Origin of the sequence: Nostocoides vanveenii, assembly GCF_039531165.1 — a bacterium.
GTDB lineage: Bacteria > Actinomycetota > Actinomycetes > Actinomycetales > Dermatophilaceae > Nostocoides_A > Nostocoides_A vanveenii.
The window spans coordinates 17,933-30,976 of the sequence record NZ_BAAAPN010000057.1; the positions used below are offsets into that span (position 1 = coordinate 17,933).

General features: G+C 68.1%; 17 protein-coding genes and 1 pseudogene. 5 read left to right on the forward strand and 13 right to left on the reverse strand.

What is annotated here, in order from left to right:
* Positions 1-42 precede the first annotated feature (42 nt).
* Positions 43-1,332, forward strand: a complete 1,290-nt coding sequence (locus tag ABD209_RS12945; protein ID WP_344067042.1) for an MFS transporter — start codon at positions 43-45, stop codon at positions 1,330-1,332.
* Here the strand turns inward: ABD209_RS12945 and ABD209_RS12950 are convergent.
* Positions 1,316-2,110 (reverse strand): class I SAM-dependent methyltransferase, encoded by a 795-nt coding sequence (locus ABD209_RS12950; protein WP_344067045.1) that lies wholly within the window; start codon positions 2,108-2,110, stop codon positions 1,316-1,318. The genes ABD209_RS12945 and ABD209_RS12950 overlap by 17 nt on opposite strands.
* A gap of 116 nt (positions 2,111-2,226) precedes the next feature.
* On the opposite strand from ABD209_RS12950, the gene ABD209_RS12955 reads away from it, so the two are divergent.
* Positions 2,227-4,617 carry an ATP-binding cassette domain-containing protein gene (locus ABD209_RS12955; protein WP_344067048.1) on the forward strand — a complete coding sequence of 797 codons (2,391 nt, stop codon included), beginning with the start codon at positions 2,227-2,229 and terminating at the stop codon, positions 4,615-4,617.
* 90 nt (positions 4,618-4,707) lie between these two features.
* Here ABD209_RS12955 and ABD209_RS12960 read toward each other — a convergent pair whose 3' ends face one another.
* A complete protein-coding gene (locus ABD209_RS12960) occupies positions 4,708-5,334 on the reverse strand; it encodes a class I SAM-dependent methyltransferase (protein WP_344067051.1) in 627 nt (208 codons plus the stop codon).
* A gap of 221 nt (positions 5,335-5,555) precedes the next feature.
* Between ABD209_RS12960 and ABD209_RS12965 the strand changes: the two genes are divergently transcribed.
* A complete protein-coding gene (locus tag ABD209_RS12965) occupies positions 5,556-6,290 on the forward strand; it encodes a GNAT family N-acetyltransferase (protein WP_344067054.1) in 735 nt (244 codons plus the stop codon).
* A 51-nt stretch (positions 6,291-6,341) separates the two neighbouring features.
* On the opposite strand, the gene ABD209_RS12970 is transcribed toward ABD209_RS12965, so the two are convergent.
* From ABD209_RS12970 to ABD209_RS12990, 5 genes are all read right to left on the reverse strand, one after another.
* Positions 6,342-6,926 (reverse strand): GNAT family N-acetyltransferase, encoded by a 585-nt coding sequence (locus ABD209_RS12970; RefSeq protein WP_344067057.1) that lies wholly within the window; start codon positions 6,924-6,926, stop codon positions 6,342-6,344.
* A 26-nt stretch (positions 6,927-6,952) separates the two neighbouring features.
* Entirely contained in the window at positions 6,953-7,129 is a 177-nt protein-coding gene (locus ABD209_RS12975) for an SDR family oxidoreductase (protein WP_425564674.1), read from the reverse strand.
* Between the two features lie 162 nt (positions 7,130-7,291).
* Positions 7,292-7,663 carry a Rossmann-fold NAD(P)-binding domain-containing protein gene (locus ABD209_RS12980; RefSeq protein WP_344067060.1) on the reverse strand — a complete coding sequence of 124 codons (372 nt, stop codon included), beginning with the start codon at positions 7,661-7,663 and terminating at the stop codon, positions 7,292-7,294.
* A 93-nt stretch (positions 7,664-7,756) separates the two neighbouring features.
* Positions 7,757-7,930, reverse strand: coding sequence for a hypothetical protein (locus ABD209_RS12985; RefSeq protein ID WP_344067063.1), 174 nt, complete (start codon positions 7,928-7,930; stop codon positions 7,757-7,759).
* A 118-nt stretch (positions 7,931-8,048) separates the two neighbouring features.
* Positions 8,049-9,020, reverse strand: coding sequence for a GTP pyrophosphokinase (locus ABD209_RS12990; RefSeq protein ID WP_324385463.1), 972 nt, complete (start codon positions 9,018-9,020; stop codon positions 8,049-8,051).
* 60 nt (positions 9,021-9,080) lie between these two features.
* Between ABD209_RS12990 and ABD209_RS12995 the strand changes: the two genes are divergently transcribed.
* Positions 9,081-9,914: a hypothetical protein gene (locus ABD209_RS12995; protein WP_344067067.1), complete on the forward strand. Its 834-nt coding sequence runs from the start codon at positions 9,081-9,083 to the stop codon at positions 9,912-9,914.
* Positions 9,914-10,306, forward strand: a complete 393-nt coding sequence (locus ABD209_RS13000; RefSeq protein WP_344067070.1) for a DUF488 domain-containing protein — start codon at positions 9,914-9,916, stop codon at positions 10,304-10,306. The genes ABD209_RS12995 and ABD209_RS13000 overlap by 1 nt, the downstream gene beginning before the upstream one ends.
* On the opposite strand, the gene ABD209_RS13005 is transcribed toward ABD209_RS13000, so the two are convergent.
* The 6 genes and pseudogenes from ABD209_RS13005 to ABD209_RS13025 all read right to left on the reverse strand — a co-directional run bounded on the left by ABD209_RS13005 (position 10,303) and on the right by ABD209_RS13025 (position 13,042).
* Entirely contained in the window at positions 10,303-10,665 is a 363-nt protein-coding gene (locus ABD209_RS13005; RefSeq protein WP_344067073.1) for a bleomycin resistance protein, read from the reverse strand. The genes ABD209_RS13000 and ABD209_RS13005 overlap by 4 nt on opposite strands.
* A 19-nt stretch (positions 10,666-10,684) precedes the next feature.
* Positions 10,685-10,996, reverse strand: coding sequence for a LysE family transporter (locus ABD209_RS13010; RefSeq protein ID WP_344067076.1), 312 nt, complete (start codon positions 10,994-10,996; stop codon positions 10,685-10,687).
* A gap of 79 nt (positions 10,997-11,075) precedes the next feature.
* Positions 11,076-11,315: pseudogene (locus tag ABD209_RS19850) on the reverse strand (LysE family transporter); the annotation flags it as partial.
* Between the two features lie 24 nt (positions 11,316-11,339).
* Complete coding sequence (locus ABD209_RS13015; RefSeq protein ID WP_344067080.1) at positions 11,340-11,879, reverse strand: helix-turn-helix domain-containing protein; 540 nt, start codon at positions 11,877-11,879, stop codon at positions 11,340-11,342.
* Between the two features lie 43 nt (positions 11,880-11,922).
* Entirely contained in the window at positions 11,923-12,873 is a 951-nt protein-coding gene (locus tag ABD209_RS13020; RefSeq protein ID WP_324385470.1) for an LLM class F420-dependent oxidoreductase, read from the reverse strand.
* A gap of 28 nt (positions 12,874-12,901) precedes the next feature.
* Positions 12,902-13,042 (reverse strand): hypothetical protein, encoded by a 141-nt coding sequence (locus ABD209_RS13025; RefSeq protein WP_344067083.1) that lies wholly within the window; start codon positions 13,040-13,042, stop codon positions 12,902-12,904.
* Between the last annotated feature and the right edge of the window lie 2 nt (positions 13,043-13,044).

Below are 13,044 nucleotides of genomic sequence, written 5' to 3' on the forward strand. Positions count from 1 at the left end.
AAGCGGTGGCAGTCCGAGGCCCGGCCGCCGTAGCGTGAGCAGGTGGCATCGACGCGGGCACTGCTGTGGAAGGACCAGCGCTTTGTCGCCCTGCTGACCGCTCGCACCCTGTCGATGCTGGCGCTCGCGTTTGCGCCGGTCGCGCTTGCCTTCGGCGTGCTCGACCTGCCCGGCGCTACGGCGACCACCCTGTCGGTCGTTTTGGCGGCGGAGTCGATCGCCCTCGTGCTCTTCACGCTGATCGGCGGGGTGATCGCCGACCGCTATCCCCGCGACCGCGTTCTCCAGGGCGCCGAGTGGACCAATGCGCTCCTGCACGTCGCCCTCGGTGTGATGTTCCTGACCGGGCACGCTCCCCTCTGGGGCTTGGTCACCATGACCTTCCTCGCCGGCACCGCCGGGGCCCTCGTCTGGCCGGCCATCACCGGCATCATTCCGCAGGTGGTGCCAGCCCACTCGCTGCAGGACGGCAATGCCCTGATCGGCCTGGGCGGAAACGTCGCCCGCGTCGCGGGGCTGGTCAGCGGCGGCATCGTCGTCGTGGCAATCGGTGGCGGATGGGCCCTGGTCGGCGCGGGCGCGGCCTTCGCGCTGGCCGGCGCGTTCATCACCCGCCTGCACCTGCCCCCGGTGATTGCCGATCAGCCTGCCGCAGCCTCGGTCCTGACCGAACTGCGCGAGGGCTGGGTCGAGTTCCGCTCGCGGACGTGGCTGTGGGTGTGCGTCCTGCAGTTCTCGGCCTTCGTCATGGTCTGGCAGGCCGGGCATCTCGTCCTGGGACCGGTCGTTGCCAAGCAGGCGCTCGGCGGGGCCGGAGCCTGGTCGACGATCCTGACCGTCGAGTCCTTCGGGCTGATCCTCGGTGGCCTGGTGGCGATGCGCTGGCGCCCGAGGTTCCCGATCCGGATGGTGGTGCTGCTCAGCTTCCTCGGGGCGCCTCCGTATCTCTTGCTGGGCTTGCACGCGCCACTGGCGGCGATCGCCATTGGGAGCTTCGGCCTGGGGTTCGCGTTCGAACTGCTGACCATCCTGTGGCAGACGACCATGCAGACCGAGATCCCGCCGGAGGCCCTCTCGCGGGTCAGTTCCTACGACGCGCTCGGCTCGCTCGCGCTCGGCCCGTTAGGCATCATCCTCGCAGGCCCGGCGGCAGACGCCTTCGGCGCGCATCATGTGCTGATCGTCTGCGCCGCCGTCATGGTGGCCACGAGTGCCGTGGCCTTGTCCGTGCCCGGGATCCGCAACCTGCGTGCCCGGCCGTATGCCGCCGACGCCCCGCTCGCACCTGACTCACCGGCCGATGTGGGTCCGGCCGTCAGCCTGCCGTACTGATAACCGGGTCGGGCACCCGGTCGAGAAGGTGCAGGATCGTGCGGTAATGCTCGACGACCGAGCCGCCGAGGTCGTGCACAGCCGCGCGCGCCTCGGCCACCTCGTCGGCGCTCCAGTCGCTGAAGGTCAGGAAGAGCGCGGCGATCTGGTCGGCCGTCAACCGGATCGACCAGGGCCACTCCCACGAGTCGTGCGCGGCGAAGTGGCCGGTGGCGACGAGTTCACGCATGGTCGGCCGGATGCCGCGGACATCCGCGTCGGTGTTGAGGTGCGCGGCTCGCCGGGAGGCGATCTCGTGCAGCCGGCGGCGAAAGGGTGTGGCCACCGAGGCGTCCCCGAAGGTGGTGCGCCACACCGCAAGCCGGCCACGCGGCCGCAGGGCGCGATGCAACTGCGGCAAGGTCGTGGTCAGGTCGACCCAATGCATCGCGGTCGCGGCGAGCACGGCGTCGAAGGCGCAGGCAGGCAGGTCCAGGTCCTCGATGCGGCCCGCGACCACATTGGCCTGCGGGACGCGCTCGGCGAGCAGGCCGGCAAGGCGGGGGCCGGGCTCGACCGCGGTGACGCGGCAGCCGGCGCCGACAAGGGTCGCGGTCGCCTCGCCCGTGCCCGCGCCGATCTCGAGCACCGCCTTGTCCTTGCCGATCACCTCGAACTTCCGCAGCGTCTCGAAGACGATCGCCGGATAGTCGGGGCGAGCCCCGGCATACGCCGCAGCCATCGCTTCGAAATGGCTGGGATTTCCCCCATGACTGGTGTGCTCACCCTGCCCCGTCATGGAGTTCAGCCTACGAACCAGTGGTAGGCCCGCGTGGTTAGGTTGTCCTGACCCCCGGCTCCGCCCCGCGCGCACGCGCTCGACGGCGCCGTCGACCGAGAAGTGGAGAGACGCCCATGGCGAGCACGACGACCGAGGCAAGCGGGCGGCATACGGCTGACTCCCACGACCGGATCCGCGTGGTCGGCGCCCGCGAGAACAATCTCAAGAACGTCAGCTTGGAGTTGCCCAAGCGGCGCCTGAGCGTCTTCACCGGGGTGTCCGGGTCAGGCAAGAGCTCGCTCGTCTTCGCCACCATCGCCGCAGAGTCTCAGCGGATGATCAACGAGACCTATTCGACCTTTGTCCAGGGGTTCATGCCCACGCTCGCGCGGCCGGACGTCGACCTGCTCGAAGGCCTGACGACGGCGATCATCGTCGACCAGGAGCGGATGGGCGCCAACATCCGATCGACGGTCGGCACGGTCACCGATGTCAATGCCATGTTGCGGATCCTGTTCTCCCGCTTGGGCATCCCGCACATCGGTAGCTCGAAGGCCTTCAGCTTCAATGTTGCGTCGATCTCGGGGGCGGGCGCGGTCACGATGACCAAGGGCGGGATGGAGGTCAAGGAGCGCCGCGAGTTCATCATCCAGGGCGGCATGTGCGCGCGGTGCGAGGGCGTGGGCAAGGTTTCCGATTTCGACCTCACCGCCCTCTACGATGCGTCGCAGTCACTGCGCGAGGGCGCGCTGACGATCCCGGGCTATTCGATGGACGGATGGTACGGCCGGATCTATCTGGGCAGCGGCTTCTTCGACCCGGACAAGCCGATTGCCAAATTCACCAAGCGCGAGCTCGCCGACCTGCTCTACAAAGAGCCGACCAAGATCAAGGTCGACGGCATCAATATCACCTACGAAGGCCTGATCCCGAAGATCCAGAAGTCCATGCTGTCCAAGGACCGGGAGGCGATGCAGCCGCACATCCGGGCCTTCGTCGACCGGGCGGTCGTCTTCCAGACCTGCCCGGACTGCGAGGGTACCCGCCTCAACGAGCAGGCGCGCTCATCGAGGATCAAGGGCATCAATATCGCCGATGCCTGCGCGATGCAGATCAGTGACCTTGCCGTATGGGTGCGCGACCTCGCCGACCCGTCCGTCGCCCCGCTGCTTGCTGGCCTGCAGGAGACCCTGGATTCCTTTGTCGAGATCGGTCTCGGCTATCTGTCCTTGGACCGGTCGTCGGGGACCTTGTCGGGCGGCGAGGCGCAGCGGATCAAGATGATCCGCCATCTGGGCTCGGCACTGACCGATGTCACCTATGTCTTCGACGAGCCGACGATCGGGCTACATCCGCACGACATCCAGCGGATGAACAACCTGCTGATCCAGCTGCGGGACAAGGGAAACACCGTTCTGGTCGTCGAGCACAAGCCGGAGGCGATCGCCATCGCCGATCATGTCGTCGACATCGGACCGGGAGCCGGCACGGGCGGCGGGGAGATCGTTTACCAGGGCGATGTTGCCGGGCTGCGGGCCAGTGACACCTTGACCGGACGGCACCTCGACGACCGGGCCCGTCTCAAGCCCGCGGTTCGTTCGCGAACGAGCGCACTCGAGGTGCGCGGCGCCACCGAGAACAATCTGCGCGGTGTCGACGTCGACATTCCCTTGGGCGTCCTCGTCGTGCTGACCGGTGTCGCCGGGTCGGGCAAGAGCTCGCTGATCAATGGATCGGTGGCCGGCCGGGACGAGGTCGTCGTCGTCGACCAGGGGGCGATCAAGGGGTCCCGACGAAGCAACCCGGCGACCTATACCGGGCTGTTAGAGCCGATCCGCAAGGCCTTCGCCAAGGCCAATGGGGTCAAACCGGCGCTCTTCAGCGCCAACTCCGAGGGCGCCTGCCCGACCTGCAATGGGGCCGGTGTCATCTACACCGACCTGGTGATGATGGCGGGGGTAGCGACGGTGTGCGAGGAGTGCGAGGGCAAGCGGTTCGCGCCCTTCGTGCTCGACTACACCTTCGGCGGCAAGAACATTGCCGAGGTGCTCGACCTGCCGGTGGCCGAGGCGGTCGACTTCTTCGCGAAAGGTGAGGCGAAAACACTTGCGGCACAAAAGATTCTCGAGCGCATGGCCGACGTGGGCCTGGGCTATGTGCGGCTCGGCCAACCGCTGACCACGCTCTCCGGCGGGGAACGCCAGCGGCTCAAGCTCGCCGCCCAGATGGCCGACAAGGGCGACGTCTATGTCCTCGACGAGCCGACGACCGGGTTGCATCTCGCCGACGTCCAGAACCTCCTAGGCATGCTCGACCGGCTGGTCGACTCGGGCAAGTCGGTGATCGTCATCGAGCATCACCAGGCCGTGATGGCGCATGCGGACTGGATCATCGACCTCGGCCCCGGGGCTGGTCACGACGGTGGGCGTGTCGTCTTCGAGGGCACCCCGGCCGACCTGGTCGCCGACGCCACCACCCTGACCGGCCAGCACCTCGCCGCCTATGTGGGCGGCCCCCGTACCTAAACCCTGCTAGAGCAGTGGTTAGGTGACCTCCAGCAGGGTCTACCTTGCTCGACGTCACTAACCTGTGCTGAGTCGGCGAACGCGGCCTCCTCAGCCGGGATTCGTGGCCGTGACGAGGAAGACGGAGTAGGTGCGGGGCGCGCCGTCGACCTCCTTGGTGACGTGCGTCGCGGTGTCGAACGCGATGTCAGCGAAGCCGGCCCGGGTCAGGGCATGGGCAAGAGCGTGCCGGTCGAAGCCGTCGTGCCCGTGGAAGTCGCCGTGCGCCTGGTGGAAGGAGCCGCCCGGATCCTCATCGAGATCGGCCAACGCGAGCCGGCCACCGGGGACCAGGAGCCCGCGTAGGCGCCGCAGGGCGGTGTCCATATCGGGCACGTGATGCAGGGCCAGCATGCTCCAGACCACGTCGAACTCACCCGGGTCCTCCGGATCGCTCGTCGGGTCGAAGAGGGTTGCGCGCATGCTCGCCTCCCGGCCTGATTCCCGTATGCGGCGGCTCGCCACCTCGACCATGCCCGATGCCGCGTCGGTCACCAAGATGGTGGCGACGTCGTCGGCCAACTGCCGACTCAGCAGGCCCGTCCCGCCGCCGAACTCCAGCACCCGCTCTCGGCCGGTCAGGGTCAGGTTTCGACGGATGGCCGCCGCAACCTCAACCGCGTTGCGGACCTTCTCCGGGTCGTCGTCCCACGTCTCTGCGCGATCACTGAAATCCACCTCCCGAGTATGACCGGTCCCACATATTGCGGCTGGTTGGGTGGATTCGCTGGGTTGACGTGCGGAATGTCACTGTGGCGCAGGGATTTATGCGCACACTGGCCTGGTTGCACGAAGCAGCGTTGTGACGATTCGGCGCCACGCGTCGCGGACCACGATCGCGCGGTCAGCGGCAACCGACAGCCACGTAGCCTGATCACAGTCCACGACGGAGCCCAGATATGACTGCCCATCCCGCACCGACGTTTGCCGAACGCCTCAGCAATGCGTCCGAGGCCGATGCGCTTCGGGACGGCACCTTGGCCTGGATCGGGCCGCTTCTGCCCGGCGACCGGGAGATGCTCGCCGAGGGCTACCTCGAGTTGTCCGAGGAGTCGAAGCGCCGCCGGTTCCTGACGGCGATCCCCGAGCTCACCCCGGCCCTGCTCGACCGACTAGTCGACCAGGTGGACGGCATCGACCATGTCGCTCTGGTCGTCTTCGTCGAGGTGGGCGCCGCTCTGCACCCCGTCGCCATCGGACGGATCGTGCGCTATTCGGAAATGCCGGACACGGCGGACATCGCCTTCACGGTCAAGGATGCCTGGCAAGGCAAGGGGATCGCCACGCTGCTCGCGCGCCGCCTGTGCGAGAACGCACCCGAGGGGATCACGCACCTGCTGACGGAGGTGGCGGTCGACAACACGGCGTCGCTGGCGATCCTCGGAAAGCTGGGCGTGATGCAGGTCCACAGTGCGGGGGACGGGGTTCTCGACGTCGAAGTCGCGCTCAGCGGCGAGCACCTGCGACTGACCCCACCCCCAGAAGGTCAGCGACTCCATCCCTTGCTCGCCCAGTACGCCCAGCAAATCCTGCACATGCGCGACCTCGTCTGTGAGGAATTGCTGCGCCTGACCCCGCTGCAGTGGCTCGCGGAGACCGCGAGCGTGGATTCCGTCGACGCCGGAGACACCTGACTCCAAACCTCGCTCGCCGAAGGGCCTAGGCCGTCAGGACCTTGCGCATCATCAACCGTGGAAGCTTTGAGGCGATCGCGCCGGTCGTGCCGATGACCTCGAAGCCGGCCCGGGCGAACATCGCCCGGGTCCGACAAATGCCATGGTCGTGTCCATCCGGCCCGGCGGATCGACGGGGTAGGCCTCCACGGCCGGAGCGCCTTGGGAGCGCGCCCAGGCAACCGCTCCGTCGATGAGGTGGGTCACGACGCCTTGCCGGCGGAAGCCGCCGCGCACGACGAGGCAGATGATGCTCCATACGGGAAGATCATCGGCCGGGCGGATCAACGTGGACGCGGCCAGTCGCGGAATGTGTTCTCGGGGGCCGATATTGCACCAGCCGACGGGCGCATCGTCCCGGTAGGTGACAACCCCGGGTGGGATGTCCCGCCCGCACAGAGCTCGCATGGCCGCCGCTCGGCCGCCAGCGCCGCCGAGTTCGGCGATCTCCCGCGCACCGAGGCGATGGGAGAGACACCAGCAGTGCGTCGCGCGGCGATTGGGATTGATGACATCGGCGAAGTCGTCGAAGCGATCACGGGTCACCGGATGCGTGGCCCATGCCGTGTCAGGGGCATTGCCCGGGGATGTCGCCATCCACCAACGCTAGGACACCACGAGGCTCAGAAGGCGCCGGGGCCACCGGTGATGCCGAGGACCGTGCCGGAGATGTAACTGGCCTCGGCTGAGGCGAGGAAGACGAAGGCGGCGGCGACTTCGACCGGTTGACCGGCACGCCCCAGCGGCGTGTCGACGCCGAAGCCGTCGACCTTCTCCGGCCCGAAGGTGGACGGGATCAAGGGTGTCCAAATTGGCCCGGGCGCGACGGCATTGACCCGAAGTCGGGCGGGCCGAGATCGCCCCGAGGTTGACGACGAGGTTGTTCAGCGCGGCCTTGATCGCGGCATAGTCCAGGAGCGCCTCGGAGGGTTCGTAGGCCTGGATCGAGGTCGTCACAAGGATCAGCCGCCGTCCTCAAGTTCTCCGGCCAACGCCTGGGCGAGCCAGAAGGGCGAGAAGACATTGGTGGCAAAGGTGCGCTCGATCCGTTCCGGCGGGAATTCCTCCAAGGATCCGTGGGACATCTTGGAGTCCGGCATTGCAGACGAGGACGTCGACCCGGCCCAGTTCCGCCACCGCAACGAGCCGCTGGGTGACCTCCGCGTCGTCTTCTCCTGCGGAAGATGGGCGATGGCGATATCGGCACCCTGCGCGGCATACGTGACGGCGATTGCGCGGCCGATGCCGGAGTCGGCCCCGGTGTTCAGTGCGCACTCTGGCCAGTCGTTCGCGACTTTCCAGGTGCGCTCGCCGTGATCCGGCTGCGGGGTCAACTCCGAGACCGTGCCCGGCCATTTCTGTTGTTGCGCAGGGGTTTTGGCTAACCGCGTTTTGGCTCGGGGGGAACTTTCGCCGTCTGCTGCGCCTCACTCATCCGACGACGACTTCTGCTCCTTGGTGCGACCTTCCTTGCGGCGCTCCTTGTTGACGGTGCGCGCCGCGATCTCCTCGGCTCGGTCCGCGTCCCGGCCTTGGTCGAGTTCGGACTCCTTGACGTGCTCGTACTGACGTTCGTCCTTTGCGCTCCATGCCTTGGGCATCGCGTCCTCCTTGCCCTCGTCCCCGGCCCAGTGCCGAGGCCGCCGAATGGTGCGGGCGCTTTCGACGCTATCCGCGATCGGTCGACGTCGGGGGATGGCCGGTCACCCAAAGCCGGGGTCAGTGCAGCTTGGCCAGCCGGGCGCGCAGGGCTGTCGTCCGGTGCGCGTTGCCGTGCAGGGCCAGATAGCGCTCGCCGAAGCGAGCCAACAGATCGTCATCGAGGCGCCGCACGGCGCCCGGCGGATAGCGGTAGCCCATCGCCCCCGTGATCGCCGCGCTGTCGATGTCACGCAACACCGCGCTCAGCTCATCGAGCGAGCCGATTCCCAGCTCCAACAACAGGCCGGCCATCCACTCGTAATGATCGGTGCGCGACCAGCCGGCGCTGGCATACCGGCCGGCGAGGAAGGTCGCCAGCTCCTGGGGGCTGATGCGCGGATCCGCCTCGTCCGAGGCCACCACCTTGTCGCTCAGCCCGGCCTGGAGCCTGTCGCGGATCGTGGTGAACTCGCGGTCGGCCAGTTCGAGCAAACCGGCGGCGAGCGTGAAGCGGCGATCCAGGTCAGGCACCTGCTCTGGCGGCACCGTGCCCTTATAACGGATGTCGTGCTCGAACTCCGCCCACGCGTGCTGCAGGACCGTGCGCAGCTGGATCGAGGCACACCGCAAAGGCACGTATGCCGCGTCCTCACCTCGGTCGAGCGAGACCAGCAGGTGCCGGCTTGCGTATCCGAACCGCCCCTCGCTCGCCGTTTCGCGGCCCATGTCACGATCGTCGAGGATGGCGAACTGCTCGGCGAGGAGCGCCGCGACCGCGTCGATATCGCTCTGGACATAGGTGATGACGCGCACCCCGACCTGGTCGGTAATGCCGACGAGCGGGTCCCCGTCCGGCTGGACCTCGAGGAAACGCAGGGCTTTTCCCGCGAAGGACGCCACCGCCTTGGCGCGTCCCTCGACGGTGAGGTAGTTGATGCCGGCCTCGTCGATGATCTCGCGCACCATCGTCATGAAGGCGTCGCTCGCCACCATCAGTTGCGGATGCAGCAGCTGGTAGGCCGCGACGGCGCGGTCAAGTTCGGTGGCCATGGCGTCCACATTGTCGCAGGACTCGCCCGGCGGCCGTGCGGGACTGGGAGGATGGGCATTGTGATCTGGGGGTTCGCCGCCGCGCTGGCCGGCATGCTCCTCTACGGTGTCGCCTCGGTAAGCCAGGCGTATGCCGCGTCTCGGGCGAGTGGGTCCGCGGTGCTTCGCCACCCGGCATACGTGCTCGGGATGGCGGGTGACGGGCTGGCGTGGGTGTGCTCGATCGCGGCGCTGGCCACGCTGCCGCTCTTCGTCGTCCAATCGCTGCTCGCCGGATCGGTCGCGGTGACCGTGCTCCTGGCGCTCGCGGTGCTCCACGTGCCCGTCACGCGACACGATCTCATCGGTGTTGCAGCAGTCGTCTCGGGACTGACCCTCGTCTCCGCCGCGGCGGGTGGCGAGTCCGCGGCGGCGGCGCCCGGCTGGTTCGGCGCCGCGATGATCGGCGCGGTGGTCGCCATGATCGTGCTGGGTGCTGTGCTCTATGTCCGCGGGACGTCGCTTGCCCTGGCGAGCGTCGGTGGTCTCGCGTTCTCGGGCTCCGCGCTGGGGGCGAGAGGCGCGCACCTGGGGCAGGGGACGCTGACGTCGGCTGTATCGAATCCCTTGACCTGGGCGGTGATCGCGTTCGGCATCCTCGGTGCCGTGACCTATGCCCGATCGCTCGAGCGTGGCCCGGTCGCGGCCGCGACCGCGGCCATGTGGGTCGTCGAGGTCGTGGTTCCGGGGGCGCTGGGGGTCGCGCTTCTCGGCGACTCGGTGCGGCCCGGCTGGGCGCCGGCCGCGGTCGCCGGGATCGCGCTGGCGGTCCTCGGCTGCCTGCGGCTGTCCAGGAGCGCCGCCCAGCCCACCCGCCTAGCTCGCGTGCCATGGTGGTTTGCCAGGAGGCAGTGATGACGAAGGCGACTGCGCAGGTCCGGCGCATCTACGACGAGCCCGAGGCCGACGACGGTCAACGGGTCCTCCTTGACCGGCTGTGGCCGCGGGGGGTGAGCAAAGCGCGAGCCCAACTCCCTGCGTGGTGCAAGCAAGTCGCGCCGTCGACCGGGCTGCGCCGGTGGTACGACCACGATCCGGCGAAGTTCGATGAGTTCGCCACCCGTTACCGAGAGGAGCTCAAGGTTGACGACCACGCGGCGGCATACGCGCAACTCGAGGCTATGGCGGCCGTCGGTGCCCTCACCCTGTTAACCGCCGCCAAGCGTGACGACATCAGCGAAGCGGCCGTCCTGGCTCATCTCCTGCGTCACCGGGAGGCCGAGTGGCCCTCATCCTCGCGGGGCTAGGGATTTTGCACCAAGCGCAGCAGGGTGCCGTCGAGGTCGATCAGGTAGCCGATCCGCAGGCCGGAGTCCTCGACCATAGGTGGGTGCAAGCGCGGCCAACCGCGCCGCGTCTCGGGGATGCCGGCCGTGAGGCAGGCGGCATAGAAGTGGTCGACATCGTCCAGGCGCAAGCAGCAGCTGAACGAACTGCTCGCCGGGTCGAGATCCGCATACCGAAAGAACTCCAGTGTCAGCTCGCCGTGGTTGAGGATCAGCCAACTCTCGTCGCGGTAGGCCGTGACGAACCCGAGCGCCGCGTAGAACCCGATGGTCGCGTCGAAGTCGCGGGCGGGCAGGTTGGGGGTCGCCTGATCGGTCATAGCGTCACCCTAGGAGACCTCAGCGTGGGAAGAGCGCCAGGCCGACGCCGGCGAGCACGCCACCGGTGACGGCATCGATGGCCCGGCGGCCGCGCTGATAGGCGGCCGCCACCCGTCCCGTCGAGGCCGTCCAGGCCACGGCGACCAGCCAGGTGAGCGCCATGAACAGCAACGCGAGGACCACCTCGGCGCGGGCGGCGGTGCTTAGGCCGGCGGGCAGAAGTGACGCGAAGAGCGCGCCAAAGAAGGCGACGGCCTTGGGGTTGGCGAGGTCCGTGGCCAGCCCCAGCCGCCACGCCGAGCCGAGACTGCCCACGGAAATCGCGGCCACCTCGCCACTGGGCCCGGACTCGCCGGTCCGGGCCCGCCAGGCGTGCAAGAGGATCCGCGCGATACGCCAGGAGGAATGCCGCCCCGACAGCGCGAATCACCGCATAGACATGGACGTAACGCGTCAGCAGCGCACCAAGGCCGGCCATCGCCAGCATCGCCCAGCAGGCGATCCCGGAGATCACGCCCCCGGCCACGGCCATTCCTTGTGCGCGTCCGCGCGCAGCGGATACCCGCAGGAGGGTGATGAAGTCGGGACCGGGCGCGACGACGGCGATGAGCCACACCCCGAGGAGCGGTGCGATCTGCGCGAAAGGCATTGGAGCACCTAACTTTTCGTGATGTCAGCGGGAGGGGGTGGCGAGCAGGACGTGGATGTCGACGGGTTCGTCGGCGGTGATATAGGCGTGCGGCACATCCGCGGCGAACGAGAGGAGGTCGCCGGCTGCGAGGTCGTATGCCGCGTCCTCCAGCTCCGCTCGCACCGCACCAAAGGCGATGAAGAGTTGCTCGATCGTCCCGGATGCGTGCGGAACGCCGCTGAAGGACGTATGCCGTGGGATGCGCAGCCGCCACGACTCCAGGGCGTGCGTGCCACGAACGCGCACCAGCAACTCGCACTGAATGTCACCGTCGATGGCGGTCGCGAGCACGTGCACGGTGTCCGGCGCCTCGGGTGAGAGCAGGTCGGTCAGCGACAGGGCCAGCGCGAGCGCAATCGCTTCGAGGGTGTCGATCGTCGGGTTGCCGGTGCCGGACTCCAGACCCGAGAGGGTTGCCTTGGACAGACCCGCCCGGCGGGCGAGCTCCGCCGCGCTCAGGCCGCGTTGCTCGCGCCGCAGACGGATCTGGCGACCGGCGCGGGTGGAGGTGCGCTCGGGCATACGTTCAATAGTGACCAGGCATTCAATAATCAAACAATCCGTGTCACGCGATGAGGGGGGCGAGCGTGTCACCGAGCAGCGCCACCCGACCCTCGATGTGCCCGTTGGCCGGCAGGTTGACGGTCACACCATCGACGCCGGCAGCAAGGATGCGCTCATAGGTCGCGCGGACGTCGTCGGGAGCCCCGAGGATCAGGGACGCCCGACGCGACGCAAGCTCGGGGATGCGGGCGACGGCGTCGTCGGCCTCCTGGGCGGCCTGCGCGGCGCTCGGGGCGATGCACGCGCTGGTCTGATAGGTGACGGTGATCTCGCGACGGTCGCGACCCAGGCGCGCGCAGTGCTCATCGAGTGCGGCGAGCTTGCGCGGAATGTCGTCGATCGCGCAGATCAGATTGGACTCATCGGCATACTGCGCGGCCATGCGTAGCGTCTTCTTCTCGCCCGCACCGCCGATCATGATCGGGATCGGGGCCACCGGGGCGGGGGAGTTGATCGCCTCCCGCGCGGTGTACCACTTGCCCGCCAGTGTCGGCCGCTCGCCGCGGAGCATGCCGGTGACGATCTGCAGGGCCTCTTCCAGACGCTCGAAACGATCGGTGAAGGTGCCGAATTCGAAACCGAGAGAGTCATGTTCGAGCTCATACCAGCCCGCACCGATGCCCAGCTGCGCGCGACCCTTGGAGACGACATCGAGTGCGGTGACGGTTTTGGCCAGCAGCGTGGGGTTGCGGTAGGTGTTCCCGGTGACGAGTGCGGACAGCCGCACGCGGCTGGTGTGCTGCGCCAGCGCGGCGAGCAGTGTGTAGCACTCGAGCATCGCATTCTCGGGTGCGCCCAACATGGGCAGTTGGTAGAAGTGGTCCATGACCAGGACAGTGTCGAAGCCGCTGGACTCGGCCTCGACGGCCTGCCGGACGATTGCGTCGAAGAGGTCGTCGCTGCCGACGCCGGGATAGGTGAAGTTCGGGATCTGGTAGCCGAGGCGCGTCATGGCTCAACGCTAGCGGCACGATCTCTGGCTACCTGATCACCATGGCGTCGGCGCGGGCGAGCGTCGCCTCGAAGAGGTCCCGCGGATCGCCGGGGATCGGGCCGATCTGCTCGAAGACCTCGCGCGAGATTGCCGCGATGAGCAGCTCGTTAGTATCGGACAGGAGCAAGC

Excerpts from the sequence above, each read along its gene's own strand:
- ABD209_RS12950 (WP_344067045.1), bottom strand. The coding sequence starts at position 2,110 with ATGACGGGGCAGGGTGAGCACACCAGTCATGGGGGAAATCCCAGCCAT.
- ABD209_RS12955 (WP_344067048.1), top strand. The coding sequence starts at position 2,227 with ATGGCGAGCACGACGACCGAGGCAAGCGGGCGGCATACGGCTGACTCC.
- ABD209_RS12965 (WP_344067054.1), top strand. The coding sequence starts at position 5,556 with ATGACTGCCCATCCCGCACCGACGTTTGCCGAACGCCTCAGCAATGCG.
- ABD209_RS12970 (WP_344067057.1), bottom strand. The coding sequence starts at position 6,926 with ATGGCGACATCCCCGGGCAATGCCCCTGACACGGCATGGGCCACGCAT.
- ABD209_RS12985 (WP_344067063.1), bottom strand. The coding sequence starts at position 7,930 with ATGCCCAAGGCATGGAGCGCAAAGGACGAACGTCAGTACGAGCACGTC.
- ABD209_RS12990 (WP_324385463.1), bottom strand. The coding sequence starts at position 9,020 with ATGGCCACCGAACTTGACCGCGCCGTCGCGGCCTACCAGCTGCTGCAT.
- ABD209_RS13000 (WP_344067070.1), top strand. The coding sequence starts at position 9,914 with ATGACGAAGGCGACTGCGCAGGTCCGGCGCATCTACGACGAGCCCGAG.
- ABD209_RS13005 (WP_344067073.1), bottom strand. The coding sequence starts at position 10,665 with ATGACCGATCAGGCGACCCCCAACCTGCCCGCCCGCGACTTCGACGCG.
- ABD209_RS13015 (WP_344067080.1), bottom strand. The coding sequence starts at position 11,879 with ATGCCCGAGCGCACCTCCACCCGCGCCGGTCGCCAGATCCGTCTGCGG.
- ABD209_RS13020 (WP_324385470.1), bottom strand. The coding sequence starts at position 12,873 with ATGACGCGCCTCGGCTACCAGATCCCGAACTTCACCTATCCCGGCGTC.